We start from the raw sequence: 26,810 nt of genomic DNA, 5'->3' as shown, positions 1-26,810 counted from the left end.
CGGGGGCCCCGGGCGGGGGGGGGGGGGGGGGGGGGCGGGGGGGGGGGGGGGGGGGGGGGGGGGCGGGGGGGCGGGGGCGCCGTGCGGCCGGCGTCCGGGGTCGTCGTACTCGTCGTGGTCGACTCGGACTGCTGCGTCATCGAGGAGGCTCCCATCGCTGAGCGTCGTCGCGGAGATCGTCGAAGATCGACCTCAAGGACATCAACGCGCGTTGCACGTGTGGCAGTTCCAACGGCACGGGTGACTTGAGGCATTCCGCGCGTTCCTCGTCGGTTCGGCCCAGCAGTGGTCCGGTGGACAGCCGGACCCGCAGCGCGCCCAGGTCGTCGCCGAAGCGGTGGCCGCCCGGCGCGGGCATGCCGAGCCGGGCGGTGAGGAACTCCTCCAGGTCCTGCGCGTCGCCCACCCCCTGCGGGGTGAGCGCGTGGCGCAACGGCCCGAGATCGACGTACAGATGACGTCCCGCCTGCGGCGGCCGGGAGAACGCGCCCGCCCCGGTGACGGCGGCGTGCGCGGCGGCGGCCACGCGCGCGTGCAGGCCTACGGCGGTGTCGCGGCGGGCGACGACGGGCGCGGGTTCGCCGAGGGCGTGGCCGGCCGCGGCGGCGACGGGTGCGGCGACGCGGGCGCCGAGCGCGGTGAGGACGTCGAGCACGCGCGCGTGGAGCGCGTTTCCGGCGCGGCCGGCGGGGAAGCGGGCGACGGCGGCGGGCCAGCCGGACGGGAGGAGCGCGCCGGCGAGGTCGGTGACGACGGTGACCCGTTCGGGCAGCATCTCGGCGGGGCTGAGCAGCATGGTGCGCCGGGGCGCGTGCAGGGTGTCGCGCCAGGTCTCGTCGCTGACCAGGTGCAGGCCCTCGCCCGCGGCGGCCTCGACGGTCTCGTGCATGACCTCGGGCGGCGGCACGGTGGCGGTGGGGTCGTCAGCGACCGACAGCACCAGCAGCCGCGGGTCACCGCCCTCGTCCCGAACCCTGCGCACGGTCTCCAGCAGGGCGTACGGGTCGGGCACCCCGCCGCACTCGGCCGGAGTGCCCACATGGAACACGGGCCTGCCCAGCAGCCGCGCGTACGGCGCCCACCAGGCGGCACACGGTCTGGGCACCAGGACGTCGCCGCCGAGCGCGGCGGTCAGCGCGACCAGCAGTGCGGGGGCGCCCGGGGCGGCGGCCACACGGGCGGACCCGGCGGGCAGACCCCGGCGTTCGAAGTAGCCGCCCGCTGCCTCCAGCAGGGCGGGGGCGCCGCCGACCGGCTGTTCCTCGGTGCGGCTCGCGGCGGCGAGGACGGCGGCCAGTTCCGGCAGGACGGGCAGGCCGTCGTCGGGAAACACCGGCCCGTAACGGACCGGTCCCTGGCCTACCGCGTCCGCCTGCCGCATGGTGCCTCCGCGCAGTCCCTGAGCCGTGCCGTGCCGTGTCCTCGTCGCGCCCTCAGTGTCCCGGAGTCCGCCTGCGCAGCCGGTACACGGCACCGCCGAACGCGCCCGCGATCAGCACACCACCGGCGACCAGCGCCGGCACGGAGTCGGTGAAGGTACCGCCCTCCCCGGCCCGCACCCCGCGCTCGATCACGGCGGCACCGGCGCAGGAATCGCCTCGGGGTTCCTGACACGGCCGCTGCCCGCCCCCACCCCCGTGTTCGACGCTGAAGGTCGCACTCCACGGCCTGCCCTGACCGCCGGGCGGCGCCGGGCAGGTCCCGTCGACGGTCCACGCGGCGTCCCGCCCGACCTGCTCGTCCTCGGAGATGCGCGCGGTACCGCGATACGCGGCTCCGGACACCCGGTCGTCGTTGCCGGGCACACGTTGCAGCTGGGCGGTCCCGCCGTCGAAGGCCTGGGAGGTGGCGTCCAAGGTCTCGGGTGCGGTCCCCCCGACCACCTCGCAGGAGACGGACACGGTCACGCTCCCGCCCGCCTGGGCGGTACTCGGGCTGACCTCGGCGGCGGAATCGACGGCCAGAGCTGGACCGGCGACGCCGACCAGGGCGACGACGGACAGCGCAAGGGCGGTGCGACGCATGGGCGGGTCTCCTTAGACCGAGGACGACGGCAACACCATCGAAGCCCGGTCAGGAGAGAGCCGCGCGCGGCGAGACCCGAGCGAGTGAAACTCAGGCCGGCTGAGGCGCCCCTTCAGGGGCGCGGGGAACTGCGCGACCAGCCACAGCGGACCGCACCCGAAACTCAACCCCTACGCGGCGTCCTCGAGAACCTGCTCCCGAATCCGCCGGCAACACCGACTGATCAACCGGGACACATGCATCTGCGAAATCCCGAATTCCTCCGCGATCCGACTCTGCGTCATGTCCCCGAAGAACCGCAGATACAGAATCTCCCGCTCCCGCTCAGGCAGCGCAGCCAACCGTGGCTTCACGGCCTCCCGGTCCACCACGACGTCCAACGCCGGATCAGCAGACCCGAGTACGTCTCCCAACGCCCACCCGTCCCCGCCGCCGCCCGGCAACTCCGCGTCCAACGACAACGCGCTGAAACTCTCCAGCGCCTCGAGCCCGGCCCGCACATCCTCCTCGGAGAGGCACGCGTGCGCGGCGAGCTCCGCCACGGTCGGCCGCCGCCCCGGCAGGGTCTGGGCCAGCTCCTGTCCGGCGACCCGCACCCGGTTGCGCAGCTCCTGCACCCGGCGCGGCACGTGCAGCGTCCACATGTGGTCGCGGAAGTGCCGTTTGATCTCGCCGGTGATGGTCGGCACGGCATAACTCTCGAACGCGTTGCCGCGCCCGGGGTCGTAGCGGTCGACGGCCTTGACCAGGCCGAGGGCCGCGACCTGCCGTAGGTCCTCGGTGCTCTCGCCCCGGTTGCGAAACCGTCCGGCGAGGCGGTCTGCCATGGGCAGCCAGGCCTCCACGATGCGTTCGCGGACGGTGTCGTGCTGTATGCCGGGCGGCAGCGTGACCAGGGTGCGGAACGCCGCCGCGGTGTCGGGGGTGTCAGGGTGGGAACGTCGCCTGGTGTTGATGCGAGTGGGCATGGTGCGTCACAACTCCCTTGAGCATGCTCCGGGTTGGACGGTCACCGGTGGGAACGCGTTTGCGCTCCAGCGCTGAAGGTTCGCCTGCCCCCGACCTCGGGGGACAAACCCGCGTCAGTCCCGCTCGCGTGCCCCCTGCCGGGTGCGGCCGGGGGCCACGAGGCGGCGCGGATGGCGGCGCAGGTACTCGCCCTCCAGCCGGGCCATGCGGTCGTTGTGGGCGCGCAGCGCGTCGTTCGAGCCGTACAGCAGGGTGTCGTGGCGCGTGCGGTGGATGGTCTCCAGCTCCTTCATGAGCTGGGAGTCGTCCAGGCGCGCAGGGTCGACTCCGGTCATGGTGTGCCCCGCTCGTCGAGTCTCACGGTCCTGGGACCACTCTACGAACATTCGGGCTCCGCGGCCTCCGCACTGCACGGACCTACCGGGCGCGCTCCACCCGCCGCTCGTCCCACACGGGCTCGGTGCTCTCGCGCACCTTGCCGTCGCTGCCGAAGACCAGGTACCGGTCGAAGGAGCGGGCGAACCAGCGGTCGTGGGTGACGGAGAGCACCGTCCCGTCGAACGCCTCCAGGCCCTCCTGGAGGGCTTCCGCGGACTCCAGGTCGAGGTTGTCGGTGGGCTCGTCGAGGAGCAGGGCGGTGACGCCCTGGAGTTCCAGGAGGAGGATCTGGAAGCGGGCCTGCTGGCCGCCGGAGAGCCGGTCGAAGCTCTGCTCGGCCTGGCCGGTGAGCTCGTAGCGGCGCAGCCGGGACATGGCGGGGCCCTGGGCCTGCGCGTGTTCCTTCCACAGGATGTCGAGGAGGGTGCGGCCCTGGAGTTCGGGGTGCGCGTGGGTCTGCGCGAAGTGCCCGGCCACGACGCGCGCGCCGAGCTTCCACTCCCCCGTGTGCTTCACGTCGTCGCCGGCGAGGAGGCGCAGGAAGTGCGACTTGCCCGAGCCGTTCGAGCCGAGGACGGCGACGCGTTCGCCGTAGAAGACCTCCAGGTCGAAGGGTTTCATCAGGCCCGTCAGTTCAAGTCCCTTGCAGGTGACGGCTCTTACGCCGGTGCGGCCGCCCTTGATGCGCATGGTGATGTCCTGCTCGCGGGGCGGCTCGGGCGGCGGGCCCGCCTCCTCGAACTTGCGCAGGCGGGTCTGGGCGGCGGCGTAGCGGGACGCCAACTCGTGGGAGATGGAGGCGGCCTGACGGAGGTTCAGGACGAGCTTCTTCAGCTGGGCGTGCTTCTCGTCCCAGCGGCGGCGCAACTCCTCGAAGCGGGCGAAGCGTTCGCGCCGGGCCTCGTGGTAGGTGGCGAAGCCGCCGCCGTGCACCCAGGCGTCGGCGCCGGTCGGCGAGGGTTCCACGGAGACGATCTTCTCGGCGGCGCGGGCGAGGAGTTCACGGTCGTGGGAGACGAACAGGACCGTCTTGCGGGTCTCCTTGAGCCGCTCCTCCAGCCAGCGCTTGCCGGGTACGTCGAGGTAGTTGTCGGGTTCGTCGAGCAGCAGCACCTCGTCGGAGCCGCGCAGCAGCGCCTCCAGCACCAGCCGCTTCTGCTCACCGCCGGACAGCGTGCTCACCTGCCGGAACTGCGCCTTGTCGTAGGGCACTCCGAGCGCGGCCATGGTGCACATGTCCCACAGGGTCTCGAACTCGTAGCCGTGCACCTCGGCCCAGTCCGACAGGGCCTGGGCGTAGGCGAGTTGGGCCGCCTCGTCGTCGACGGTCATAATGCCGTGCTCGGCCTTGTCGACCTCCGCCGCGACCGCGCGGATGCGGGGCGGGGCGACCGACACGAGCAGGTCCCGTACGGTGCTCTCGTCGCGTACGGAGCCCACGAACTGGCGCATCACACCGAGGCCGCCACTCACGGTGACCGTGCCGCCGTGCGGCTTCAGCTCGCCGGAGATCAGGCGCAGCAGGGTCGTCTTGCCGGCGCCGTTGGGCCCGACCAGGGCGACCACGGCGCCTTCGCCGACCCGGAAGGACACATCGCCCAGGAGCGGCCTCCCGTCGGGGAGGTAGTACTCGAGGTGTGCGGCTTCCAGATGTCCCATGACCACGCATTCTGTGGGGCGGCCTCGCGGCCGGGCAAACCCTTATTGTGCCCGCCGGGGCTTCGCTACGGCTTCTGGTCCTCGTCGAGCGGCTGTCCGGCCGGGCCGCCTTCCGTGTCGGGTCCGGCGGCCTCGACCACCGCGCCCGCCCAGGACAGCGCCTTCCAGCCGTCGGCCGGTGAGCCGTCCAGGACGACGATGCCGGTGTTGTCGAGGGGGCGGGCGGCGGCGAAGTTCACGTCGACGTTGTCGGCGCGGGCGGCCGTCCACATCCGGATCGCGGCGCCGTGGCTGACCATGGCGACGGTGCGGGCGCCGCTGTCGGCCGCCTCGGCGACGACGCCGTCGTAGCGGGCGAGCGCCTCCACGCCGTTCTCGCCGCCCGGCATCCGCAGCTCCGTGTCACCGGCCGCCCACGCGAACACGATCCGCATGTACTCGTGGCCGGGTTCCCGGTCGCCGGGCAGCATCTCCAGGTCGCCGGCGGTCAGCTCGCGGATGCCGTCCCGGACGCGGACGTCGAGGCCGCGGGCGGCGGCCAGCGGGGCCGCGGTGTGCTGGGTGCGGATCAGGGTGGAGGCGTAGAGGGCCTCGATGTCCTCGTCGGCCACGGCCTCGGGGAGGGCCGCGGCCTGGCGGCGGCCCAGGTCGGTCAGCTCCGCGCCGGGGACGGCCGTGTCGAGGAGGAATTCCACGTTGGCCGTGGTCTGGCCGTGGCGGATGAGGAGCAGGCGCATGCGGGGGTTCCTCCGATGAAACGGTCCGCCGACTGTTGGAACGGTCCACCGACGGCGGCATCGGCTCGCCGACGGTCCGCCGGACAACAGACGGCCGTTTCAGGGTACCCGGCACCGCATGAGCCCCGACGTCGACCTCACGGTCCCCCTTCCCGGCCGCCACGCCCTGCGCGAGTGGCTGCTCTCCCTGGACTCCCGTCTCTTCGAGGCGGCGGCCGAACGGAACTGGCCCGCCGGAGAGCCCGTGCTGCCACGCCTGAGCCGGAGTGCCAACCACGGCGTGCTGTGGTTCGCGACGGCCGCCGCGGTGGCCGCGAGCCGTACTCCGCGCGCCCGCCGGGCCGCCGCCCGGGGCATCGCCTCGCTGAGCGTCGCCTCCTTCGCCATCAACACCATCGGCAAGCGGGGCGTGCGCCGCACCCGGCCCGTCCTCGACCCGGTCCCGCTGGGGCGGCAGCTGAAGCGGCAGCCGATCACCACGTCGTTCCCGTCGGGTCACGCGGCGTCGGCGGCGGCCTTCGCGACCGGGGTGGCCCTGGAGTCACCGGCCTGGGGCGCGGTGGTGGCTCCGATCGCGGTGTCGGTCGCTCTGTCCCGTGTCTACACCGGTGTCCACTTCCCGAGCGATGTGCTGGCCGGGGCCGCGCTGGGGGCGTGCGCGGCGTTCGCGGTGCGCGGGATGGTGCCGACCCGCGGGCAGATCGTGCCGCCGGCCCGGGCCCGTGCCGAGGTGCCGGCACTGGAGGACGGTGCGGGTCTGGTCATGGTGGTCAACTCGGCGTCGGGCACCTCGGACAGGGCCGACGCACTGACCGACGTACTGCCCGGCGCGGAGGTCGTGGCCTGCCAACCAGCCGACATCCATGCCGAGTTGGAGAAGGCGGCGGCCCGCGCCGAGGTCCTCGGGGTGTGCGGCGGTGACGGCACGGTGAACGCGGCGGCCGAGGTCGCCCTGCGCCACGGCCTGCCCCTCGCGGTCCTCCCCGGCGGCACCCTCAACCACTTCGCCTACGACCTCGGAGTGGAGGGCCCCCGGGATCTGGGCCGGGCGGTCAGGCAGGGCGACGCCGTCCGCGTGGACGTCGGCCGTTTCACCTCCGGTGCCACCCGGGGCATCTTCCTCAACACCCTGAGTCTGGGCGTCTATCCGGAGCTGGTGCGCGAACGGGAGCGCTGGGCGCCCCGCATCGGCGGCTGGCCGGCGGGCGTGCTGGCGGCGCTGCGGGTACTGCGCGCGGACCGGCATCCGCTGGAGGCCGAACTCGGCGGCCGTACCCGCCCGTTGTGGCTGCTGTTCGCCGGCAACGGCACCTACCACCGGATGGGCATCGCCTCGGGCCGCCGGGTGGACCTGGCGGACGGACGGCTCGACATCCGGATCGTGCACGGCGGCCGCAGGCCGGCACTGCGCCTCCTCGCGGCAGCCCTCGCGGGCCCGTTCACCCGTTCCCCGGCCCACGCGGCGGCCCAGGTCCACCGCCTCCGCCTGACCGGTCTCGCGCCCGGCACGCTTCTCGCCTACGACGGTGAAGTCACGGAGGTGGACGGCGAGTTGACCTTGGAGGAGCTGCCGGAGGGGCTGACGGTGTACCGGCCGCTGACAGAGTCACTGATCACCCGTCAGTCCACATCGTAAAACGCAGGTCTCATCATTCGACATGCGCGCGTACCGTTCTGCCTACGCCGAAGAAGACGCGAAGGGGTAGGTAGAGCCATGCCGAAGCCACAGGAGACCGCCGTCTACACGCACGGGCACCACGAGTCCGTCCTGCGCTCGCACACCCAGCGAACCGCCGCCAACTCCGCCGCCTACCTGCTCTGTTCGCTGAAGCCCCACATGAAGATCCTGGACATCGGCTGCGGTCCCGGCACCATCACCGCCGACCTGGCGGCCCTGGTCCCGGACGGCTCCGTCACGGGTGTCGACCGCGAGCCGGGCATCCTGGACCAGGCCCGGGCCACCGCCGAAGGACGCGGCCTGACGAACGTCGACTTCGCGGTCGCCGACGTCCACGCACTGGACTACCCGGACGACACGTTCTGCGTGGTCCACGCCCATCAGGTGCTCCAGCACGTGGGCGATCCGGTGCAGGCGCTGCGGGAGATGGTGCGGGTGACCAAGCCGGGCGGGTTCATCGCCGCCCGTGACGGGGACTACGCGGTGATGACCTGGTATCCGGAGGTGCCGGGGCTGGACGACTGGCTGGAGCTGTACCGGCGGGTGGCCCGCGCCAACGGCGGCGAGCCGGACGCCGGACGCCGTCTCAAATCGTGGGCGCAGCGGGCGGGGCTGACGGACATCACGGCCACCTCCAGCACCTGGACGTTCCACACTCCGGACGAGCGGGCCTGGTGGAGCGGTCTGTGGGCGGACCGCACGGTCGCGTCCTCGTACGCGGCGGTCGCGACCGAGGGCGGCCACGCGACCACCGGACAGCTGCGCGCCATCGCCGACGCCTGGCGGGAGTGGGGGAAGCAGGACGACGGCTGGTTCGCCGTGCTGCACGGCGAGATCCTCTGCCGCAAGCCCGTCTGACAGGGCGGCCGGGCCGGGATCGTCCGAAAGGATCACCACGGCCCGGCCGTCCCAACTAGGCTCGTCCGTATGGACATTCTGGGAGCCACGCTGCGTATCTGCGTCGACGACCTGGAGACCGCCGTCCCCTTCTACGAACGCCTCACGGGCGCGCCGGCGCTCCGTTTCGAGCGCGGCGGGGTGTCGGTGGCCGCGGTCGGCTTCTTCCTGCTGATGAGCGGGCCCGAGGCGGAGTTGGAGGTGTTGCGCAAGGTCTCGGCGACCATCGCCGTCAAGGACGTCGACGAGGCGCACACCCTCCTCACCGAACTAGGTGCCCGGGTCGTCGCGGGCCCGCTGGCGACACCGGTGGGCCGCAATCTGATCGCGGTGCATCCGGACGGGACGGTCTACGAGTACGTGGACCGCCGGGGCTGACGTCCGACCGCCGGTCCACGTCTCGTCGCACCTCGCCTCAGGGCGTTTCCGGCCGCATCCGGAAGTCGTGGCGCGGGGGCAGTGGTTCGTCGGTGAGGCGGGCCCAGAGCCGGCCGATCGACTCGGCGCCCTCGCGCAGGTCGGCGACCTCGAAGCCGTCGGCGAAGACCGCCCAGGCGTCGTCGCGGCGGCCTTCCGCCAGCAGCAACTCGGCCTGGAGCAGCAGGAATCGGCCGCGCTCGCGGGTGGCGGGGTGCAGCATCTCCCATACCGCGCGGGCGTCGGCCACGCGCCGCACCCGCAGCAGCGCCTCGACGGCCTCGCGGCCGAGCGCGGCCGTGGCGGCGGTCCAGCCCTGGCCGGCGTCGCGCCGCTCGTGGCACAGGTCGGCGAATGCCTCGTTGTACCGGTCCGCGGCCCGCTCGTGGTTGCCCGCCTCCTGGTCCGCCACGGCCAGACAGCGCAGCAACGGCCAGAGGGACGGCGCGAGTTCGAGGGCCCGCTCCCAACTCCGCACCGCCTGCGCCCGATCGTCCGCGTGCCACTGCGCGACACCGAGGTGGTACTCGGTCAGCGGGGTGGCGGGCGCCGTCTCCAGCATGTCCCGCCAGTGCGGGGCGACGAGGGTCTCGCCGGGCGGCCGGACCCGGCGCGGCTCGGGCAGTACACCGCTGCGCAGCAGCGCCGCCCAGGGCGCCTGGGCCTCGCCGAGCGTGGACTCGTCGAAGGGGGTGCCGGGCAACTTCCAGTCGGTGCGCAGGACTTCGAGGGCACCCCAGCCCGATCCGGTGGCGAGGATCTCGCCGGGTTCGGTGTCGGCGTACGGCTTCCAGGCGGCGTAGGCGGCGTCCAGGTCAGCGCGGGGCAGGGCGGTTTCGAGGCGGGCCTCCGCACCGTCCACCACGGCGGTCCACTCTCCCTCCGCCTCGGCGTCGAGCGGACCGTAGGCCTCCAGCCAGGACACCTCGCTCTCCGGGTCGAGCCGTATGTGCTCCAACTGGGTGCGGGCCAGGCCTGCTTGGATCTCGCAGTAGCCGCCCGTACCCGGTTCGGTGAGCCACTCCTGCCAGCGGCGGCCACCGCTGCCGGTGCCCCACACGAAGAGTTTTCGGCCCCGGAGCACGTCGGTGGACGTCTGCACCAGCCCGTGCCCGTCCGCGTCGAGCGCGGCGATCCAACGCCGCCGCTCGTCCGGGATCTCGTAGAAGTAGTCGGCGGCGTAAGGGCTGTTGAGGGGATAGGACCGGTCCACTCCGTCGTACGACGGCACGGGCACCCGGCGCAGTCGCCGCTCGTAGCCGAAGTGCCAGGCCTCCGACGCGGGTGCGAGGACCCGGCGTTCCTCCGGCACGGCGATGTTGGACCACCAGTAGGTGGGCGCGGGCCTCTCGTGCGGGTTGCGGATGCGGACACCGACGTGGAGGAAGTCGGAGCCGTCCGGGAGCCACAGGTCGACCTGGAACGGGAGGTCGCGCAGCCGTTCCCACTCCCACAGGCGGAGCATCTCGCCGCCGTCGGGGGCGGGGACGCGGGCGGCGTGCAGGGGTGCGCAGGAGAGGGTGGTGTGGCCGGTGGCGCCGATGTTCCACTCGATGCCGCCGGAGAACCAGGCGCCGTTGAGGGCGAAGTTGGCGGGCTGCAACACCGGGTTGCGGTACAGGAGTTCACGGTCTGCGGGCTTGTGGACGAGGGAGGCGATTCGGCCGCCGAGGGCGGGTAGCACGGTGGCGCACAGCCGGTCGTTCTCGATCACCAGGGCGTCGATGCGGCGGGGTGCGCGGTCTCTGTCGTAGCCGTCGCGGACGCGGGTGGGGAGGAGGCTGCGGAGGGGTTCGTAGCCGATCTGGCGGGCCATGTCCCGGGGCAGGTCCTCGCGGTCGCGGTCGTCTATGCGGTGTGCCTCGTCGAGCGGACGCAGTGGGGGCAGCGGGTTGTCCGGACCCAACTCCGCGGTGGGCAGGGTCAGTACCTCACGTCGGATCGTCGTCACGATCACCATGGAACCCGGCAACCCGTGCGGTGGCCAGGGGCGCCGCCGGTCAGGATTCCGCAAAGGCGGGGCGCCGGAAAATTCCACGTGCGGTTCGTCCGGGTCGACGTAGAGTCGGGCGATCGACGGCACGGACCGAGGAGTGGAACGGCGGATGGGCGAGCAGCACACGTACCGGGTGATCGTCCGGGGCACCTGGGACGGGCTGACGGACGAGGCGCGGCAGCGGCTGCTGGGCGAGGCGTCGGAGCACGGGATGCTGAGCATGCGGTTCAGCGAGGAGGGCTCGCTCAGTTACGAACCGTCGCCGCTCAAGCACTTCTCGTGGCGGTATGTGGTGGTGTCGGACGCGGCGGACGGCGAGGAGATGGCGGCGGCACTCGCGGAGGACCGCGCCGAGACCGCGCTGAAGGACCTCGGCTACGGCTTCCGCGATCTGAAGTCGACGGTGACCGACCTGGACACGATGAAGGTCAACCGGAAGTCCGCATCTCGGCGGTGATCGCCCAGCGCTCGTGGTCGCGCCAGGCACCGTCGATGTAGATCATCTTCGGCGAGAAGCCTTCGAGCCGGAATCCGCAGCTGCGGGCGAGACCGATCGACCCGGCGTTGCCGGGCTGCACATTGATTTCGAGCCGGTGCAGCCGCATCGGCCCGAAGGCGTGCCCCACCACGAGGTTCATCCCCTCACGCATCAGCCCGCGTCCGGCCGCGTGCGCGAAGGCGCCGTATCCCAGCGCACCGCACTGGAAACCGCCCCGCACGATGTTGTTGATGTTGATGAACCCGGCGATGCCCCCGCCGTCCAGCTCGCACACGAGAAACCCGGCCTTGGCCGGATCCTGGATCAGCCGTCCCGCGTAGGCGGTGTACGCGTCCCCGCTCGCCGGCGGGAACAGCCACGGCTGGTGCAGATCCTTGCTCTCCCGGGCCCGCGCGGTGAACTCGGCACCGTCCTCGTAGGTGAAGTGACGTATCCCCACGCGGGGGCCCTGGGCGAGATAACGGGAAGCAGAATGCGGCATCCCGTCACCCTAGTCAGGGGCGGCGGCGCCGTCGCATGAAATAGGCACCACAGAGGGCGCCGATGATCGCCGTGGCCAGCAGTGCCATCCACAGCGGCATGGTGACCTCGGGGATCAGCAGGCGGATCCTGGTGGCGCGGGTGTTCTCGAAGATGAAGACGAGGGCCAGGACGGCGAGCAGCAGAACGGTGATCCGGGCGGGCGTCAGCAGGCGTTCGCGCTGGCCGGTCCGCCCACCGCTCTCGGTGGTCTTCGGGCTCATGTCTCCAGGGTGAGCCCGAATCGGCCATCACGCACGGTGAGACTCAGTCCGCTGCGACCGGCAGCTCCAGCACCCCCGTGTCCCGCGGCGAGCTGACCACCGTGACCGGTTTGATCCCCCGGTTCCCGGTGTACGCGTCGTCGCTGGCCGCGATCACGAAGCGCAGGCGGTGCCCCTTGGCGAACCGGTGCACGATCCCCGGCAGGGTGACCGTGAAGCTCTTCGTGACGTCCGGGATCCGGACCGGGGCGACCAGCCGGTGGACCAGGGTCGCGGTGCCGTCGGGGGCGAGATCGTAGAGCTTGGCGAAGAGGACGAGCTTGTCGGCGGCGTCGCCGGAGTCCTGCACCCGTCGCGCGGCCGGCGAGACGGCCTTGAGGGTCACCTTCGGGGCACCCACGACGTCCGTCGGACGGTTCAGGGATGGACCGGTCCAACCGAGGTAGGTACCACGGGTGTCGTACGGCGCCGGGTCCGGCAGGCCGGTCATGCCGCTCAGCGAGTTCTCCGAATGGCTCGTGGGGACAGGCCTGTTGGTGTACTCGCGGCTGCCGCGCGCCACCTTCGCACGGTCGTCCACCAGCTTTCCGTCGCCGGAGAGATACAACCTCTCGTCCAACGCCGGGAGTTGGTCGGCCGTGGCATAGGTGCGGGCCGGGTCCGTGATCCAGTCGCGGTAGTAGGCGAAGGCCGGTCCGGTGTCCGCGTTCGTCCGCCCGCGCAGATAGCGGTCGAACCAGGCCGCGATCCGCCGCCCGACATAGCTCGACTCCAAGTCGCCCCGGCCGAGGTCGAGTTCACCGGCGACTGCCCCTCCACTGTGCCCCCACGACTGCCAGATCATCTTCGCCGTGGTCCCCTGCGTCTTCAGCGTCCTGTACGTCGCCGTCGCCTCGTTGAGGTTGAACAGGCTGTCGGCCTGCCCCTGGACGAGGAGCGTGGGCGCCTCGACCCGGTTGAGATACGACACCGGCGAGACGCTGTGGGCGTACTCGAGCACGTCCGCCGTCGTCGTCTCCGGACAGCTCCCGGAGTTCAGCGTGCGGATCAGATCGCAGGCCTTGCTGACGAAGTGCACGCAGGTGAGGGAGTTGATCCGGGTCGGGTCGAGGCCCGGCACGGTCAGGGGCTGGGACTCGCCCATGAGGTAGAAGCCGTTGGTCCACTGCCACTTGAAGACTCCGGGCACGCTCCCGCCGTTGTTGGGGTCGAGGGAGTACGCGAGGTCGTGCCAGGTGACCATGGGGACGAGCGCGTCCACCCGGTGGTCCACGGCGGCCGTCGCCAACTGCACGGCGCCGCCGTACGATCCGCCGATCATCCCGACCCTGGGATCCCCCTTCGCGTCGAGGGTCACGAAGTCCGCCCTGGTCCCGTCGTCCGCGGCGCGGGTGCCCGCGAGGAAGTCGACCAGTCCTGACGCGGCCGCCGCGTCGATGCCCGGGTCGTCGAGCGAGATGAGGCACCCGGACTTCCCGAAGCCCAGCCCCGAGTAGACGAGTCCGACGTAGCCGCGCCCGGCGAAGGTCCTGCCGATGGCGTCCGTGGACCCGTCGGACTTGCTGCCGCCGAAGCCGTTGGTCGCCAGTACGGCGGGGGCGGGGTGGGCGCGGTCCACGCCCGTGGGCCGGTACAGATCGGCGTCGACCGCGCAGTCCCGGCCGCCCGCACGGACGGTGAACTTCAGTGCGGTGACGGTGTATTGGTCCGTCGCGGAGGCACGGCCGGCTAGGGCGAACGGGGCGGTGAGGGTGAGCGCGAGAGCCAGTGCGGCGCTGATTCCGGGCACACGACGGGACAAAGGGGACCTCCACGCTGAGGACAACCCGACGGAGAACAAGGGGAGTTGGCTGGCAGTGGTACGGCAGTCGGGCGGGCGGCTACCGCAGCGCGGGCTCGTCCAGCGTCAACGTGCCCGCGTCGGCGTCCAGTTCGGCCGCCACCCCGAGCGGTATCGTGAGCGCCCCTTCGCAGTGCCCGAACCCGAACTCCTCGACCACGGGCACACCTAGCCCGCCCAGCCGGTCGACGAACACCGGGCGCAGTTTCTCGTAGGGGCCGCAGCCGGACCAGGAGCCGAGCGCGATGCCCGCGACACCGTCCAGCCAGCCGTTGCGCAGGAGTTGGGTGAGCATCCGGTCGATGCGGTAGGCCTGTTCACCGACGTCCTCGATGACCAGCAGCCCGCCACGGGCGCCGGCCGGTGTGCGCGGGGTGCCGAGGTCGGTGGCGAGCAGGGCCAGGCAGCCGCCGAGGGTGACGCCCCGGGCCCGCCCGGGTACCAGCGCGGCACCGCCTCCCGGGACGGCCCGGATGGTCCGCACGGACTCCGGGTCGAACAGGGTCGCCCTCAAGTGCTCCTGGGTGCGGGTGTTCTTGACGAAGTCGGCGCCGGCCGCGGCGGGCCCGTACAGGGTGGCCAGGCCGAGCCGGGTGGCGAACGCCTGGTGCAGCGCGGTGGGGTCGCTGAAGCCGACGAACACCTTCGGTCCGGCGGCGCGCATCGCCTCCCAGTCGAGGAGGTCGACGATGCGCTGTACGCCGTAGCCGCCGCGGGCGCACAGGACGGCGGCCACGGACGGATCGCACCAGGCGTTCTGCAGATCGGCCGCGCGGTTCGCGTCCGTACCGGCCAGATAGCCCAACTCGCCGTGCCGGTCCCGGACATGGGGGGCCACCACGGGGTCGAGGTCCCAGCCACGCAGGATGTCCAGGCCCGCCTCGAGCCGTTCCTCGGACACCGGCCCGCTGGGCGCGACCACGGCCACGCGGGCCCCGGGGGCGAGTCGGAACGGCCTGACGAGTGCGGTCACTTGCGGAGCTCCAGGGTGGGGATGCCGGGCGGGTCGATGCCGAAGACCTGGGCGTACAGGGAGAGTTCGGACTCCAGGGCGCGGATCATGGTGTCGGCGCGGCGGAATCCGTGGCCCTCGCCCTCGAACGCGAGGTAGGCGTGCGGCACTTGGCGTCCGACCATCCGCTCCAGGAGGCGCTCGCACTGGACGGGCGGGCAGATCACGTCGGCCAGGCCCTGCATCAGGAGGAAGGGCGCGGTGATGCGGTCGGCGTGCTCGACGGGTGAGCGTTCGGTGTACCGGGCGGGCACCTCGGCGAGGGGTCCGACGAGGGTCTCCAGGTACCGGGACTCGAAGTCGTGGGTCTCCCCCGAGGCCCAGTTGGCCAGGTCGAGGACCGGATAGATGATGGTGCCGCAGGCGTAGACGTCGGTCGTCACCAGGGACACCGCGCTGGTCCAGCCGCCCGCGCTGCCGCCCCGGACGGCGAGCCGGGCGCGGTCGGCGGTGCCCTCGTCGGCGAGGGCGAGGGCTACGGCGGCGCAGTCCTCGACGTCGACGACGCCCCACTGTTCGCGCAGCCGGTTGCGGTACTCCCGGCCGTGCCCGGTGGAGCCGCCGTAGTTGACCTCGGCGACGCCGATGCCCCGGGAGGTGAAGTAGGCGATCTCCAGGTCGAGGACGAGCGGCGCCCGGCTGGTGGGTCCGCCGTGCGCCCAGATGACGTACGGCGGCAGTTCGTCGCCCGGCGCGGCCCAACTCGGGCTGTGCGGTGGGTAGATGTGGGCGTGGATCTCGCGTCCGGCCGGGCCGGTGAAGGTGCGGATCTGGGGTTCGGGGTAGTGGGCGGGGTCCACCGGGTCGTCGTGGGCGGCGCCGATCACCCGCGCTCTGCCGGTGCTGGTGTCGAGTTCGACGACCTCGTGGGCGCTGCGCGGGCTGGCGCCGACGCCGACGATCCGGTCGCCGTGCACCGCGAGGGTGGACGTGAACTCGGTCCAGGGTCCGGCCGCGTCGACGACCTCGCCGGTCTCCGGGTCGAGGACGCCGAGGAGGGCGGCGCCCCGGCCGTGCACGACGGCGATCAGGCCGCTCTCCAGCGGTGCGAACCAGCGCTGGCCGAGCTTCCACAGCGGCCCGCCGAACTCCTCCTCGCGCGGGCACACCGGCTCGTGGTCGCGGTAGAGGTTCCACCAGCCCGTACGGTCGCTGGCGTACAGCAGCGAGCCGTCGAAGCCCCAGTCGACCTGCGCGATCGACTCCTCGGGCCCGCCGGCGACAGGGTGCGCCGCGTGCAGGATGCCCGCCTCGCTCACCTCCGCCACGATCAGTTCCGTGCCGTCCCACGGCATGCGCGGGTGGTCCCAGGCGAGCCAGGCCACCTGCCGTCCGTCCGGCGAGACCCGGGGTCCGGTCACGAACCGGTGCCGGTCGGACGTGAGGTCACGTACGGCGTCCTCGTCCCCCGCGGCCGAGCCGTCCAGCGGCACGGCCGCGAGCACGCGGCGCACGTCTGCGGGCCCGGGGCCGGTGAACTCCTCGCACACGCACCAGACTTCACCGAGGTCGGGCATCAACTGGGGCTCCGCCCAGCGGAGTCCACCACCCACGGGAGAGACCGGGGTGAGCGGCACCGGCTCGCTCCCCGGCTCGTACCGGTAGAGCCGCTGATCGGCGAAGTTCACGAACACGACGAGGGGTTGGCCGTTTTGGACCGTTCCAGCCCAGGGTCGTCCGCCGTACTCGATGACCCTGCTGCGGACGTTCCACGGCGCGGGCAGCACCGACTCCTGGGAGCCGTCCGCGCGCCGGCGCACCAGGGTGCGGCGGCCGGACTCGGTGGGCCGTGGTTCGGTCCACCAGACCTCGTCGCCGACGAACCCTACCCACTCGGGATGTCCGTCGTGGGCGGCGGCGAGCGCCGCGTCGATGGGCGAGGGCCACGAGCCGTACGCCAACGTCCGCATGTTCTTCCCCACTTGCTAGGCCGACCTCAGGAAACGGTCCAGGACACGGACGCCGAAGTGGAGTGCCTCGACGGGGACCCGTTCGTCGACTCCGTGGAACAGCGCCTGGTAGTCGAAGCCCTCGGGGAGCTTCAGTGGTGCGAAGCCGTAGCCGGTGATGCCGAGGCGGGAGAACTGCTTGGCGTCGGTGCCGCCGGACATGCAGTACGGCACCACATGTCCCTCGGGCGCGAACTCCTCGACGGCGGCCCGCATTCGGGCGTACGTCAGCGAGTCGACGGGGGCCTGGAGGGCGACCTCACGGTGGTGGAACTCCCAGTCGACGTCGGGTCCGGTGAGGCGGTCCAGGGTGGTGCGGAACTCGTCCTCGCCGCCCGGCAGACAACGCCCGTCGACGTAGGCCACGGCCTCGCCCGGGATCACGTTGACCTTGTAACCGGCGTTCAGCATGGTCGGGTTGGCGCTGTTGCGGACGACGGGCTCGACGAGTTTCGACGCCGGGCCGAGCTTGGCGAGGAGCAGGTCGATGTCGTCGAGGTCGGGTTCGAGGCCGTACAGGGCGGCGAGTTCGGTGAGGGCCGCGCGGACGGTCGGGGTGAGCCGTAGCGGCCATTCGTGTTCGCCGATGCGGGTGATCGCGGCGGCGAGACGGGTCACCGCGTTCTCGTGGTTGACCTTGGAGCCGTGGCCGGCCCGGCCGTGCGCGGTCAACTTGAGCCAGGCGGTGCCGCGTTCGCCCGCGGCGATGGGGTAGATCTCCTTGCCGCCGCCGTCGTGGAAGGTGAACGCCCCTGATTCGCTGATGCCTTCGGTGCAGCCCTCGAAGAGCCCCGGGTGGTGGTCGGCGAGGAATCCGGAGCCGTCCTCGGCGCTGGCCTCCTCGTCGGCGGTGAAGGCGATGACGAGATCGCGGCGCGGCCGTACGCCCGCTCTGGCCCAGGCGCGGACGACGGCGAGGACCATCGCGTCCATGTTCTTCATGTCGACCGCGCCGCGCCCCCAGACGACGCCGTCGCGGATCTCGCCGGAGAACGGGTGCACGGTCCAGTCCTCGGCCTGTGCCGGTACGACGTCCAGGTGGCCGTGGACGAGCAGGGCGTCCGCCGACGGGTCGGTGCCCTCGATGCGGGCGACGACGTTGGTGCGGCCTTTGGAGCGTTCCAAGAGGGTGGGTTCGAGCCCCGCGCCCGCCAGTCGTTCGGCGGCGTACTCGGCGGCGGGGCGCTCCCGGCAGTCGCCGCCGCCCCGGTTGGTCGTGTCGATGCGGATGAGGTCCGAGGTGAAGGTGACGACCTCGTCCAGGGCCCGTGCGTCGATGTCAGCCATACTGCTCCTCCACCGCGGCCGAGACGATCGTGGTGACCGCCTTGAAGGTTCGGATCCCCTCGTACATGGTGTCGCCGGTGTAGGCCACCTTCCGCTCCCCGACCCTCTCGACACCGGGCACGACGGTGGCGGCCATCGCGAGATGCTCGGCGTCGAACTCGAGGGCGACGGTGAACGGCCCTCCCCGCACCGGTTCCTGACGGACCGCCAGCTTCGCCGCCTCCTTCGCCGCCGCGCGGATGTCGGCGGCCGTCCTCGCCGGCGTACGGCACACGGCCGCGTACCGCGACACGTGGTCCTTGACGGCGACCTTCAGCGCCCCGGGCGCGTACCCGAGGGCGTCCTCGCAGGCCACGTCGTCACCCGTGACCAGGATCACCGGTACCCCGTACTCGGCGACGACATGCGCGTTGAGCAGTCCCTCGCTCGCGCGGACGTCGTTCAGCCACACCCCGGTGATCGAGTTCGCGAGGTAGGTGTGGGCGAGGACGCCCTCCATCCCGGCGCCCGCGTGGTAGCCGACGAACGCGATGCCGTCGACGTCGCCGTGCTGCACGCCCTCCACCATGGACAGCGACTTGTGCCGTCCGGTGAGCAGCTGGGTCCGCTCGTCCAGCCGCTCCAGCAGCAGATTGCGCATGGTCCAGTGCGCCTCGTTGACGAGCACCTCGTCGGCGCCGCCGTCGTAGAAGCCGAGGACGGCGGCGTTCACGTCCGAGGTGAACAGCGAACGGCACCGCTCCCACTGGGGTGTCCCCGGCAACACGTCGGCGGGCCAGGTGACGCCGGTGGCACCCTCCATGTCGGCGCTGATCAGGATCTTCATGCTGCGTCACGTTACGCGCCGCCGATGCGGCCCACCAGGAAGCGCCGCACCCCCTGGTGTCCCCACGCAAGGGTTATCCCCGACCTCGCCTCTGGGGCGCGGCGCCCTGGACCGTTCCCAGAGTCCGCGTGCAGGTGACGGTCGAAGCCGCTCCATCCGCGAGCGGCTCGCCGTCTTCGGGGAACGCGAGGGAGACGACCATGGGAGCGAACATTGCCGAACCGGCGCGGGTGTTCACCCGACGTCCCAAGAGCAACATCGCCGACGTGACGTTCGAAACCTCCGGCGAGATCGAGATCGTTCTGGAGGGGGAGTGCGGATCGACACTCCTGGGGCTCGGCAGCAAGTACCGGGTGGAGATCCTCGTCCGTGACATCACCGCGAACGACAACATCCCCTTCAAGGTGGCGGGACCCACGAGCGGCTCCTTCATGGACGCCACCTGGCCGCAGGAGGACCAGTCATTCGTGTACCACGTGGAGTCGGCCGCGCTGCAGGGGCGCGGTGGGCACCTGTGCCAGGTGTACGCCTACCTCCTCGTCGGTGTGCGCAACTTCGACGCCGACTTCAAGACCAGCGAACTGTTCCTGATCGAGCCGCAGGCACGAGGGCATCGCTGTGAGGCGCTCATCGCGTACGCCAGGTCGTTGGCGTCGGCGAGTTGCCTCGCGTACTCGACGGCACACCGCACGTGCCGGCGTGCGGCGGCGAACTCGCGACGGCCCGCGAGCGGATATGCGGCGACCGCGTGGGTCAGGGCCAGCATCGACGTGTGGTCGGTGTCCTCGGCCAGGGACAACGCCTGGGTGCTGTGGGCGATGGCCTCGTCCCAGCGTCCGGCGCGGTACTCGGCGTCGGCGAGATAGCCCAGGGTGGGCGCGACCACCGACGGCAGACCGCTCCTTCGGTGTGCGGCGGCGGACTCGCTCAGGTTGCGGCAGGCGGCGTCGTACTCCCCGTTCCACATGTGCAGCGCGCCGCGGGCGAACAGCCCGTCCAGTTCCTTGGCACCCCGGTAGGGGCCGTGTTCGGGCAGGTCCGCACGGCTTGGAGCCCTTCGTCGAACTGCCCGGTCAGGGCCAGCCCTGGAGTGAGTTCGTCACGCAGGAGCCAGGCCCGGTCGCCGGGTCCGGTGTCGAGTCCCCGGCGGCCCCAGCTGACCGCGCCGTGTCCGTCGCTCTGGATGAGACACAGCCAGGCCATCTGTTCGGCGATGCACTGCACGGTCTCCGGCTCGGTGTCGGCGCTCCGGCTGCGCCAGGCGGCGGTGAACTCGCGGCGGGCCTCGTCCTGGCGGCCGGACTCCAGGGCGAGACGCCCGAGTACGTGCTGCTGCTGCGCGGTCTGCTGCAACCCGCGTACGGTGTCGGTGAGTTCGACGGCCTGCCCGACGTCTCCCGCGAGCAGCAAGTACTCCACCGCTCAACTACCGCGCGGTCCAGCCGCCGTCCACCGTGAGCGTCGTCCCGGTGACGAACCGCGACGCGTCCGAGGCGAGGAAGACGGCGGCACCGCCGAGCTCCTCCACCTCACCCACGCGCCCCAACGGCGTGCTGTCGACGATGCGTTCGCCCCAGCGGCTGGCCAGCAGACCGGAGCTGAGGTCGGTGTGGAAGTAGCCCGGCGCGAGGGCGTTGACCCGCACCCCGCGGTCGGCCCACTCGACGGCGAGGGCCTTGGTCAGTGCCTCGACCCCGCCCTTGCTGGCCGCGTAGGCGGCGATCCGCTCGAACCCGGTACGGGCGTGCACCGACGATACGTTGACGATCGAACCCGAGCGCTGCTCCAGCATCACCTTGCCCGCCTCGCGGCAGCAGTAGAAGGTGCCCTGGAGATTGACGTCGAGAACCTGCTGCCAGTCCTCGTCGGTGACGCGCTCGCTGCGGGTGAAGTGGGGGCTCGTTCCCGCGCAGTTGACGACCGCGTCGAGGCGTCCGGTGCCGTCGGTGATGCGCCCGACGATGGTCCGTACGACGGTCGAGTCGGCGACCGAGCCGGGCAGGACCAGCACCTTGCCGCCGTGGGCGGCGAGTTCGGCCTCCAGGCTCTCAAGGTCCGCTGCGGTGCGGGCAGTTGCGGCCACGGTGGCACCCGCCTGGGACAGCGCGACGGCGATCGCCCGCCCCAGCCCCTTCCCCGCACCCGTCACCCACACCGTCCGCCCGTCGAGCCGGAGTTGGGCATTCACGTCGGTCATGGCTCAGCCCTCCGCGGGGATGTCGCGCAGGGTCCGCTTGAGGACCTTGCCGGACGGGGTACGAGGCAGCTCGGCGACGATGTCGAAGCGCGCCGGCACCTTGAACTTCGCGAGCCGGGCCCTGCAGAACTCCCGCAGCTCCTCCGCGCCGGCGCCCTCGCCCGGCCTGAACACCACGAAGGCGCGCGGCACTTCACCCCACCGGGGATGGTTGAGCCCGACCACTGCGGCCTCCAGCACCGCCGGGTGCTCGTACAGCACACGCTCCACCTCGGGCGTGGCGATGTTCTCGCCGCCCGAGACGATCATGTCCTTCTTCCGGTCGTCGATGTAGAGGAAGCCGTCCTCGTCGACGTGCCCGATGTCACCGGTGTGGAACCAGCCGTCCCGGAGCGCCGCCGCCGTGGCCTTCTCGTCCCGCCAGTAGCCGGCGAAGACCTTCGGCCCGCGCAGCGTGATCTCGCCCAGCTCACCGGCCGGAACCTCGGCGCCCGTGTCGTCGACGATCCGCACGCGCGTCTGCGGCACCGGCCGCCCGACCGAGCCCAGCTTGGACAGCGAGTGCTCGCGGTCGAGGAAGGTGTCGCCGGAGACGGTCTCGGTCAGGCCGTAGGCATCGGCGAACCAGGCGTTCGGGAAAGCGGTCATGATCCGCCGCAGCACGGGCTCGGGGGTCTTCTCGCCGCCGCCGAGGACGAAGCGCACCGAACTGGTGTCGTACTCCTCGCGGTCGGGCACTTCGAGCACCGCGTTGACCATGGCGGGCGCCAGCCACACATTGGTGACCCGGTGCTTCTCGATCGCGTCCAGGACGCCCTGCGGATCGAACTTCCGCTGAAGTACGACACTTCCGCCCGCGTGCAGCACCCCGAGGGCCGGCATGTCCAGACCGCCCACGTGGTAGAGCGGCCCGCACACCAGCGTGGTGTCCGCCGCCGTAAGACCGAAGTGGACGATGTGGGCGAGGTTCTTGGCCTCGAGGTTGCCGTAAGTGATCCGAACACCCTTGGGCCTTGACGTCGTCCCCGAGGTGTACATGAGCCGCTGGAGATCGTCGAGTTCGACGTCCACGGGCTCCACCCGCTCCCCCTTGTGCCGGGCCAGCAACTCCTCGTAACCGGTCCACGGCTCCTCGGGCAGCTCGCCCCCGCCGATCAGCACCCGGTGCTCCAGATCGGTCAGACACCCGGCGCTGCGCTCCACCGCCCGGACGAACTCCGGCTCGGTGACGATCACCTTGGCCTGGGCGTGCCCGAGGATGTACTGCCACTCCTCTTCGGAGAGGCGGTAGTTGAGCGGCAGGAAGACCGCGCCGAGCCGGTTGACGGCGTACACCAGCTCCAGGAACTCCGGCTGGTTGTAGAGCAGCAGACCTACGACATCGCCGCGCCCGACGCCGAGCTCGGCCAGGCCCGCCGCCAACTGGTTCACGCGCTCGTGCAGTTGACGGACGGTCAGAGAACGCTCGTCCTGGACGACGGCGACGGCCCCGGGCCGCTGCACCAGGTGGTAATCGAGGATGCTCGCGAAATTGTGCACGGCTCACTCTCGCTCTGTGGTGTTCGGCGCTGAACACGGCTCGACCACGGCTCATGGGGCAAACCGGATCCCGACCGGTCGGTTGCCCACTCACATAATTTAGTGTACCCCTTGGTCTATAAAACCTATGAGCCGCACTTTACGACGGCGCGTGCGCATCGACAACCATCCGAGCGCACGTGCCGCCGCTTCCGCCGGCTCCGCCGCTTCCGCCGACGAGGAGGGTTCCCACGTGCCACGCATCCGGCTGGACACCGAAGGACCGGTGGTCACGCTCCGCCTCGACAACCCGCCGATGAACGCCTTCGACTCCCTCCAGCGGGAGGAGCTGTCCGCCCGCGTACGCGAGCTGGCCGACTCCCCCGCGGTACGGGCCGTGGTCCTCTACGGCGGCGAACGGCTCTTCGCCGCGGGCGCCGACATCAAGGCCCTGGCCGCGATGGGCCCGGAGGAGATACGAGGCTGGAACCGAGCCCTCCAACGCACCTTCGACGAGGTCGCCCGCCTCCCGATGCCGGTGATCGCTGCGGTCACCGGCTACGCCCTGGGCGGCGGCATGGAACTGGCCCTGGCCGCCGACTACCGGGTGGCCGCCGAGGACGCGGTCTTCGCCCAGCCGGAGGTCCAGCTCGGCATCATGCCGGGTTCGGGTGGCACGCAACGCCTGTCCCGTCTGATCGGCCCGTCCCGCGCGAAGAACCTCCTGATGACCGGCCGCAGGGTGAAGGCGGAGGAGGCGCTACGGCTGGGGTTGGTGGACGAGGTCGTCCCGGCGGGCTCCACTTTGGTCGCCGCCCAGACCTACGCCCGCCAACTGTCCGAGGGCCCACCGGCAGCCCTGGAGGCGATCAAGGAGGCGGTGGACCACGGCACGGACGCAGGTATGCCGACAGGCCTGGCCCTCGAACGCGCCCTGTTCACAGGGGTGTTCGGCACGGAGGACGCGACAACGGGACTCCGAGCCTTTTTGAGTCGCGACAGGAGAAGCGCCCCGTAGGGGGCGCGGGGAACTGCGCGACCAGCCACAACGAACCCGCAGACGAAAGGGGCGGAAACATGGAGGCACTCGTCTGGCACGGTGCACAAGACCTACGTCTCGAAGAGGTACCCGAACCACCGGCCCCAGCTCCCCACGAGGCAGTCGTAGAAGTGTCGTGGTGCGGAGTCTGCGGCACAGACCTCCACGAATACCTGGAAGGCCCCCACATGATCCGCGAGGGCCCCCACCCCCTCACCGGCAGCAAGCCACCCCTCGCCCTGGGACACGAACTCAGCGGCACGGTGGTCGCGTTGGGAGCGGACGCCCCCGGCATCAACATCGGCGACCGAGTAACCGCGGACCCCGTCTGGCGCTGCGGCACCTGCTTCTGGTGCACGCGCGGCGAGTACCACATCTGCCCCAAGAGCGGCTCGGTGGGCCTCGCCTCCCCCGGCGGCTTCGCGGACCGCGTCACCGTCCCCCTGGCCGGCCTGACCCGCCTCCCGGACAACGTCAGCGACGAACTCGCCGCCGTAGCAGAGCCGTTGGCGGTGGGCCTGCACGCGGTGACCCGCGCCGGGGTCAAACCGGGCGACAACGTCCTCGTGGTCGGCGGCGGGCCGATCGGCGTGGCAGTCGTCCTGGCCGCCCAAATCGCGGGCGCCGCAGGCCTGTTCGTGAGCGAACCCCTGGCAGGGCGGCGCGAGATGCTGCTCGGCATCGGCGTCACCGAGGCCTTCGACCCGCGCGAGACGGACGTACGGCGCGAGGTGTTCGTGCGGACGAACCGCATCGGCCCGGACGTCGTGATCGACGCGACCGGAGTCCCAGCCCTCGCGGGCCGGGCCGTGTCGATCGTCAGGCGCGGCGGACGGGTCGTGCTGGCTGGGGTCGGGCACGGCAGCGTGGAGTTCGACATGGGCCAACTCGTGTTCTACGAGCGGTCGGTGGTCGGCACGCTCGGCTACAACTTCGACATCCCGCGCGTGATCGATCTGATGAGCACCGGACGGCTGGACGCCTCCGCCCTGATCACCGGCCGTTTTCCGCTCTCGGGAGGAGCCGGTGTCTTCGAGGACCTGGCCGCCGACCGGGCCAAGCACCTGAAGGTGCTGCTGACCCCGAAGGGACTGTGACATGGACTTCGACCTGCCCGAGGAGACCCTCGCTCTCCAGGACATGGTCCGCGAGTTCGCGGCCAACGAGATCACGCCCCACGCGGCCGAGTGGTCCGAGAACGAGGCCTTCCCCACCAAGATCTTCACCAAGCTCGGCGAACTCGGCCTGATGGGCATGCTCGTGCCGGAGGAGTACGGCGGGGCGGGCTCGGACACGGTCACCTATGTCGCGGTGATGGAGGAACTCGGCGCGGCCGACCAGTCGGTGGCCTCCTCGTGGAACGCCCACTCGACGATCGGCACGCTGCCGTTGCTCGCGTACGGCACCGAGGAGCAGAAGCACCGCTGGCTGACCCCGCTGGCGAAGGGCGAGGCGATCGGCGCGTTCGGGCTGACCGAGCCGGACGCAGGCTCGGACGCGGCCGGTATCGCGACCACCGCCCGCCGGGCGGACGGGGGTTGGGTGATCAACGGCACGAAGATGTTCATCACCAACGCGGGCACCGACATCAGCCAGGGCGTGACCCTGCTGGCCACGACCGGCAAGGGCGCGGACGGCCGGAAGGGCTACGCGACCTTCTACGTGCCGACGGGCACGCCCGGCTACACGGTCGGCGCGAAGCTGAAGAAGCTGGGCTGGCACGCCATGGACACGAGGGAGTTGGTGTTCACCGACTGCTGGGTCTCCGACGACCATCTGATCGGCGAGGAGGGCAACGGCCTGCGGCAGTTCCTGTCCGTGCTCGACGGCGGCCGGATCAGCGTGGCCGCGCTCGGGCTGTCGTTGGCCAAGGCGGCACTGGCCCTCGCGGTCAAACACGCCAAGGAACGGCACCAGTTCGGGCGTCCGCTCTCCGACTTCCAGGCCGTGGCGCACAAGATCGCCGACATGGGTACGGAGTACCAGGCGGCCCGCTGGATGGTGTACCGCGCCGCGTGGCTCGCCGACCAGGGCCGGCCGCACAGCACGGAGGCAGCGATGGCCAAGCTGTACGCCTCCGAGGTCGCCAACCGGGCCGCCTCGCAGGCAGTTCAGATCCACGGCGGCTACGGGTACGTACGCGAGTCGGAGATCTCCCGTTTCTACGCCGACGCCAAGATCCTGGAGATCGGCGAGGGCACCAACGAGATCCAGCGCAATGTCATCGCCAGGGCCCTGGTCAAGGGCGCGTGACGGGGCGGGTCCCGCGGCGCGTGGTGGCGCACCGCGGGTCCGGTCAGCTCGCGACGGAGACCGACTCCGACTCCCACAACGCCTCGGGATCGAGGGGCAGTTCGGGCCGGGCCCGCTTGAACTCGGCGGCCAGGGCCTCCACGTCCGGGAGTTCGCCGACGTTCGCGGCGAAACCCCGGAACAGGGTCGAGCAGTACTCGCCGGACAGGAACGCGGCGTCCCAGCTGCCGTCCGGCCGCACCCACTGGTAGGTGTGGTTGTGCAGGTTGAGGAACTGGAGGGTGGCCAGGTGCGGTTCGACCGCGCGGAAGGTCCCCTCCTCGACGGCCTCGGTGAGCAGGCCGGTGATCAGGTGCTCGAAGTCGGCGCGCTGCCGCAGCACGATCTCCAGTTCGTCGCCGCTGAGGCTGCGGTAGTCGTGCTCGTAGACCCAGATGTGGTCGAGCCGGCGGAAGATGATCGTCAGCAGCGACTCGGACAGCAGGCGCAGCCGCAGCAGCGGTACCTCGTCGAGGGCCGCGATCTCCTTGGCGCGGGCCAGCAGCGGGCCGAGCACCCGCGACTGGATCTCGATCAGCAGGTTCTCCTTGGAGCCGATGTAGTAGTACAGCGCGCCCTTGGCGAGCCCGACCGCGCGGCCCAGGTCGTTGATGGAGGTCGCCGCGTAGCCCTGTTGCGCGAACAGGGACGCCGCGGTGTCGATGATCTTCTGGCGTCTGACTTCGAAGCCCGGCCCATGACCCGGCGGTCGTGGCATGTGTTCTCTCCCCTGGCTGTGACGACGCGCGTGCTGTCCCGGCTCCGCACGGGCGCCGCGCTGCGGCACGCCCGGGGGAAGCGGATCCGGGGACGTCGCTCTAGTTTGCTAGACCAAACGGTACATTAAAGCGA

General features: G+C 71.4%; 26 protein-coding genes. 7 read left to right on the top strand and 19 right to left on the bottom strand.

Annotated features, from left to right (window positions below; all coding sequences use genetic code 11):
- Window positions 1–136 precede the first annotated feature (136 nt).
- The 6 genes from ACFXC1_RS47725 to ACFXC1_RS47700 form a co-directional block, all read right to left on the bottom strand.
- Entirely contained in the window at window positions 137–1,381 is a 1,245-nt protein-coding gene (locus tag ACFXC1_RS47725) for an aminotransferase class I/II-fold pyridoxal phosphate-dependent enzyme (protein WP_381255728.1), read from the bottom strand.
- Window positions 1,382–1,433: 52 nt separating this feature from the next.
- Window positions 1,434–2,024 carry a hypothetical protein gene (locus ACFXC1_RS47720; RefSeq protein WP_381255725.1) on the bottom strand — a complete coding sequence of 197 codons (591 nt, stop codon included), beginning with the start codon at window positions 2,022–2,024 and terminating at the stop codon, window positions 1,434–1,436.
- Between the two features lie 171 nt (window positions 2,025–2,195).
- Window positions 2,196–2,993: an RNA polymerase sigma factor SigF gene (locus ACFXC1_RS47715; protein ID WP_381255722.1), complete on the bottom strand. Its 798-nt coding sequence runs from the start codon at window positions 2,991–2,993 to the stop codon at window positions 2,196–2,198.
- A 114-nt stretch (window positions 2,994–3,107) separates the two neighbouring features.
- Window positions 3,108–3,380 carry a DUF6158 family protein gene (locus tag ACFXC1_RS47710; protein WP_234469184.1) on the bottom strand — a complete coding sequence of 91 codons (273 nt, stop codon included), beginning with the start codon at window positions 3,378–3,380 and terminating at the stop codon, window positions 3,108–3,110.
- Window positions 3,381–3,411: 31 nt separating this feature from the next.
- Window positions 3,412–5,031, bottom strand: a complete 1,620-nt coding sequence (locus tag ACFXC1_RS47705; protein ID WP_381255719.1) for an ABC-F family ATP-binding cassette domain-containing protein — start codon at window positions 5,029–5,031, stop codon at window positions 3,412–3,414.
- A 65-nt stretch (window positions 5,032–5,096) separates the two neighbouring features.
- Window positions 5,097–5,768, bottom strand: a complete 672-nt coding sequence (locus tag ACFXC1_RS47700; RefSeq protein ID WP_381255717.1) for a histidine phosphatase family protein — start codon at window positions 5,766–5,768, stop codon at window positions 5,097–5,099.
- Window positions 5,769–5,886: 118 nt separating this feature from the next.
- On the opposite strand from ACFXC1_RS47700, the gene ACFXC1_RS47695 reads away from it, so the two are divergent.
- The 3 genes from ACFXC1_RS47695 to ACFXC1_RS47685 all read left to right on the top strand — a co-directional run bounded on the left by ACFXC1_RS47695 (window position 5,887) and on the right by ACFXC1_RS47685 (window position 8,721).
- Window positions 5,887–7,404, top strand: a complete 1,518-nt coding sequence (locus tag ACFXC1_RS47695) for a bifunctional phosphatase PAP2/diacylglycerol kinase family protein (protein ID WP_381255715.1) — start codon at window positions 5,887–5,889, stop codon at window positions 7,402–7,404.
- Between the two features lie 78 nt (window positions 7,405–7,482).
- Entirely contained in the window at window positions 7,483–8,304 is an 822-nt protein-coding gene (locus tag ACFXC1_RS47690; protein ID WP_381255712.1) for a methyltransferase domain-containing protein, read from the top strand.
- 69 nt (window positions 8,305–8,373) lie between these two features.
- Entirely contained in the window at window positions 8,374–8,721 is a 348-nt protein-coding gene (locus ACFXC1_RS47685) for a VOC family protein (RefSeq protein WP_381255710.1), read from the top strand.
- 37 nt (window positions 8,722–8,758) lie between these two features.
- On the opposite strand, the gene ACFXC1_RS47680 is transcribed toward ACFXC1_RS47685, so the two are convergent.
- Window positions 8,759–10,720, bottom strand: coding sequence for a DUF5107 domain-containing protein (locus ACFXC1_RS47680; protein ID WP_381255708.1), 1,962 nt, complete (start codon window positions 10,718–10,720; stop codon window positions 8,759–8,761).
- A gap of 145 nt (window positions 10,721–10,865) precedes the next feature.
- Here ACFXC1_RS47680 and ACFXC1_RS47675 point away from each other — a divergent pair, with 145 nt between their 5' ends.
- Window positions 10,866–11,213: a DUF6204 family protein gene (locus ACFXC1_RS47675; protein ID WP_381255705.1), complete on the top strand. Its 348-nt coding sequence runs from the start codon at window positions 10,866–10,868 to the stop codon at window positions 11,211–11,213.
- Here ACFXC1_RS47675 and ACFXC1_RS47670 read toward each other — a convergent pair.
- The 11 genes from ACFXC1_RS47670 to ACFXC1_RS47620 all read right to left on the bottom strand — a co-directional run bounded on the left by ACFXC1_RS47670 (window position 11,185) and on the right by ACFXC1_RS47620 (window position 22,648).
- A complete protein-coding gene (locus ACFXC1_RS47670; protein ID WP_381255702.1) occupies window positions 11,185–11,736 on the bottom strand; it encodes a GNAT family N-acetyltransferase in 552 nt (183 codons plus the stop codon). The genes ACFXC1_RS47675 and ACFXC1_RS47670 overlap by 29 nt on opposite strands.
- Window positions 11,737–11,749: 13 nt before the next feature.
- Window positions 11,750–11,998: a LapA family protein gene (locus tag ACFXC1_RS47665; RefSeq protein WP_381255699.1), complete on the bottom strand. Its 249-nt coding sequence runs from the start codon at window positions 11,996–11,998 to the stop codon at window positions 11,750–11,752.
- A 43-nt stretch (window positions 11,999–12,041) separates the two neighbouring features.
- Window positions 12,042–13,799, bottom strand: a complete 1,758-nt coding sequence (locus ACFXC1_RS47660) for a CocE/NonD family hydrolase (RefSeq protein WP_381255697.1) — start codon at window positions 13,797–13,799, stop codon at window positions 12,042–12,044.
- 79 nt (window positions 13,800–13,878) lie between these two features.
- Window positions 13,879–14,811 carry a S66 peptidase family protein gene (locus tag ACFXC1_RS47655; protein WP_381255694.1) on the bottom strand — a complete coding sequence of 311 codons (933 nt, stop codon included), beginning with the start codon at window positions 14,809–14,811 and terminating at the stop codon, window positions 13,879–13,881.
- Window positions 14,808–16,760, bottom strand: coding sequence for a prolyl oligopeptidase family serine peptidase (locus ACFXC1_RS47650; protein ID WP_381255691.1), 1,953 nt, complete (start codon window positions 16,758–16,760; stop codon window positions 14,808–14,810). Before ACFXC1_RS47650 ends, ACFXC1_RS47655 begins: the two co-directional genes overlap by 4 nt.
- A gap of 15 nt (window positions 16,761–16,775) precedes the next feature.
- Window positions 16,776–18,086 carry a M20/M25/M40 family metallo-hydrolase gene (locus ACFXC1_RS47645; protein WP_381255689.1) on the bottom strand — a complete coding sequence of 437 codons (1,311 nt, stop codon included), beginning with the start codon at window positions 18,084–18,086 and terminating at the stop codon, window positions 16,776–16,778.
- Window positions 18,079–18,912, bottom strand: a complete 834-nt coding sequence (locus ACFXC1_RS47640; RefSeq protein WP_381255686.1) for a M55 family metallopeptidase — start codon at window positions 18,910–18,912, stop codon at window positions 18,079–18,081. The genes ACFXC1_RS47645 and ACFXC1_RS47640 overlap by 8 nt, the downstream gene beginning before the upstream one ends.
- A 529-nt stretch (window positions 18,913–19,441) precedes the next feature.
- A complete protein-coding gene (locus ACFXC1_RS47635; RefSeq protein ID WP_381255683.1) occupies window positions 19,442–19,879 on the bottom strand; it encodes a tetratricopeptide repeat protein in 438 nt (145 codons plus the stop codon).
- Entirely contained in the window at window positions 19,840–20,331 is a 492-nt protein-coding gene (locus ACFXC1_RS47630; RefSeq protein WP_381255681.1) for a tetratricopeptide repeat protein, read from the bottom strand. The genes ACFXC1_RS47635 and ACFXC1_RS47630 overlap by 40 nt, the downstream gene beginning before the upstream one ends.
- 7 nt (window positions 20,332–20,338) lie before the next feature.
- Window positions 20,339–21,109 (bottom strand): SDR family NAD(P)-dependent oxidoreductase, encoded by a 771-nt coding sequence (locus ACFXC1_RS47625; protein WP_381255678.1) that lies wholly within the window; start codon window positions 21,107–21,109, stop codon window positions 20,339–20,341.
- A gap of 3 nt (window positions 21,110–21,112) precedes the next feature.
- Window positions 21,113–22,648, bottom strand: coding sequence for an acyl-CoA synthetase (locus ACFXC1_RS47620; RefSeq protein ID WP_381255676.1), 1,536 nt, complete (start codon window positions 22,646–22,648; stop codon window positions 21,113–21,115).
- Window positions 22,649–22,889: 241 nt separating this feature from the next.
- Here ACFXC1_RS47620 and ACFXC1_RS47615 point away from each other — a divergent pair, with 241 nt between their 5' ends.
- The 3 genes from ACFXC1_RS47615 to ACFXC1_RS47605 are packed head-to-tail and all read left to right on the top strand — an operon-like array spanning window position 22,890 to window position 25,919.
- Window positions 22,890–23,645 carry an enoyl-CoA hydratase/isomerase family protein gene (locus ACFXC1_RS47615; RefSeq protein ID WP_381255809.1) on the top strand — a complete coding sequence of 252 codons (756 nt, stop codon included), beginning with the start codon at window positions 22,890–22,892 and terminating at the stop codon, window positions 23,643–23,645.
- Between the two features lie 59 nt (window positions 23,646–23,704).
- Window positions 23,705–24,763, top strand: a complete 1,059-nt coding sequence (locus tag ACFXC1_RS47610; protein ID WP_381255674.1) for an alcohol dehydrogenase catalytic domain-containing protein — start codon at window positions 23,705–23,707, stop codon at window positions 24,761–24,763.
- 1 nt (window position 24,764) lies between these two features.
- The gene (locus ACFXC1_RS47605) at window positions 24,765–25,919 is read left to right on the top strand and encodes an acyl-CoA dehydrogenase family protein (protein ID WP_381255672.1); all 1,155 of its coding nucleotides are present in this window, start codon (window positions 24,765–24,767) and stop codon (window positions 25,917–25,919) included.
- Window positions 25,920–25,962: 43 nt separating this feature from the next.
- On the opposite strand, the gene ACFXC1_RS47600 is transcribed toward ACFXC1_RS47605, so the two are convergent.
- Complete coding sequence (locus ACFXC1_RS47600) at window positions 25,963–26,676, bottom strand: TetR/AcrR family transcriptional regulator (protein ID WP_381255669.1); 714 nt, start codon at window positions 26,674–26,676, stop codon at window positions 25,963–25,965.
- Window positions 26,677–26,810 lie beyond the last annotated feature (134 nt).

The organism is Streptomyces hokutonensis, from assembly GCF_042751305.1.
Lineage (GTDB): Bacteria > Actinomycetota > Actinomycetes > Streptomycetales > Streptomycetaceae > Streptomyces > Streptomyces hokutonensis_A.
This window is presented reverse-complemented; position numbering and strand designations above follow the sequence as displayed.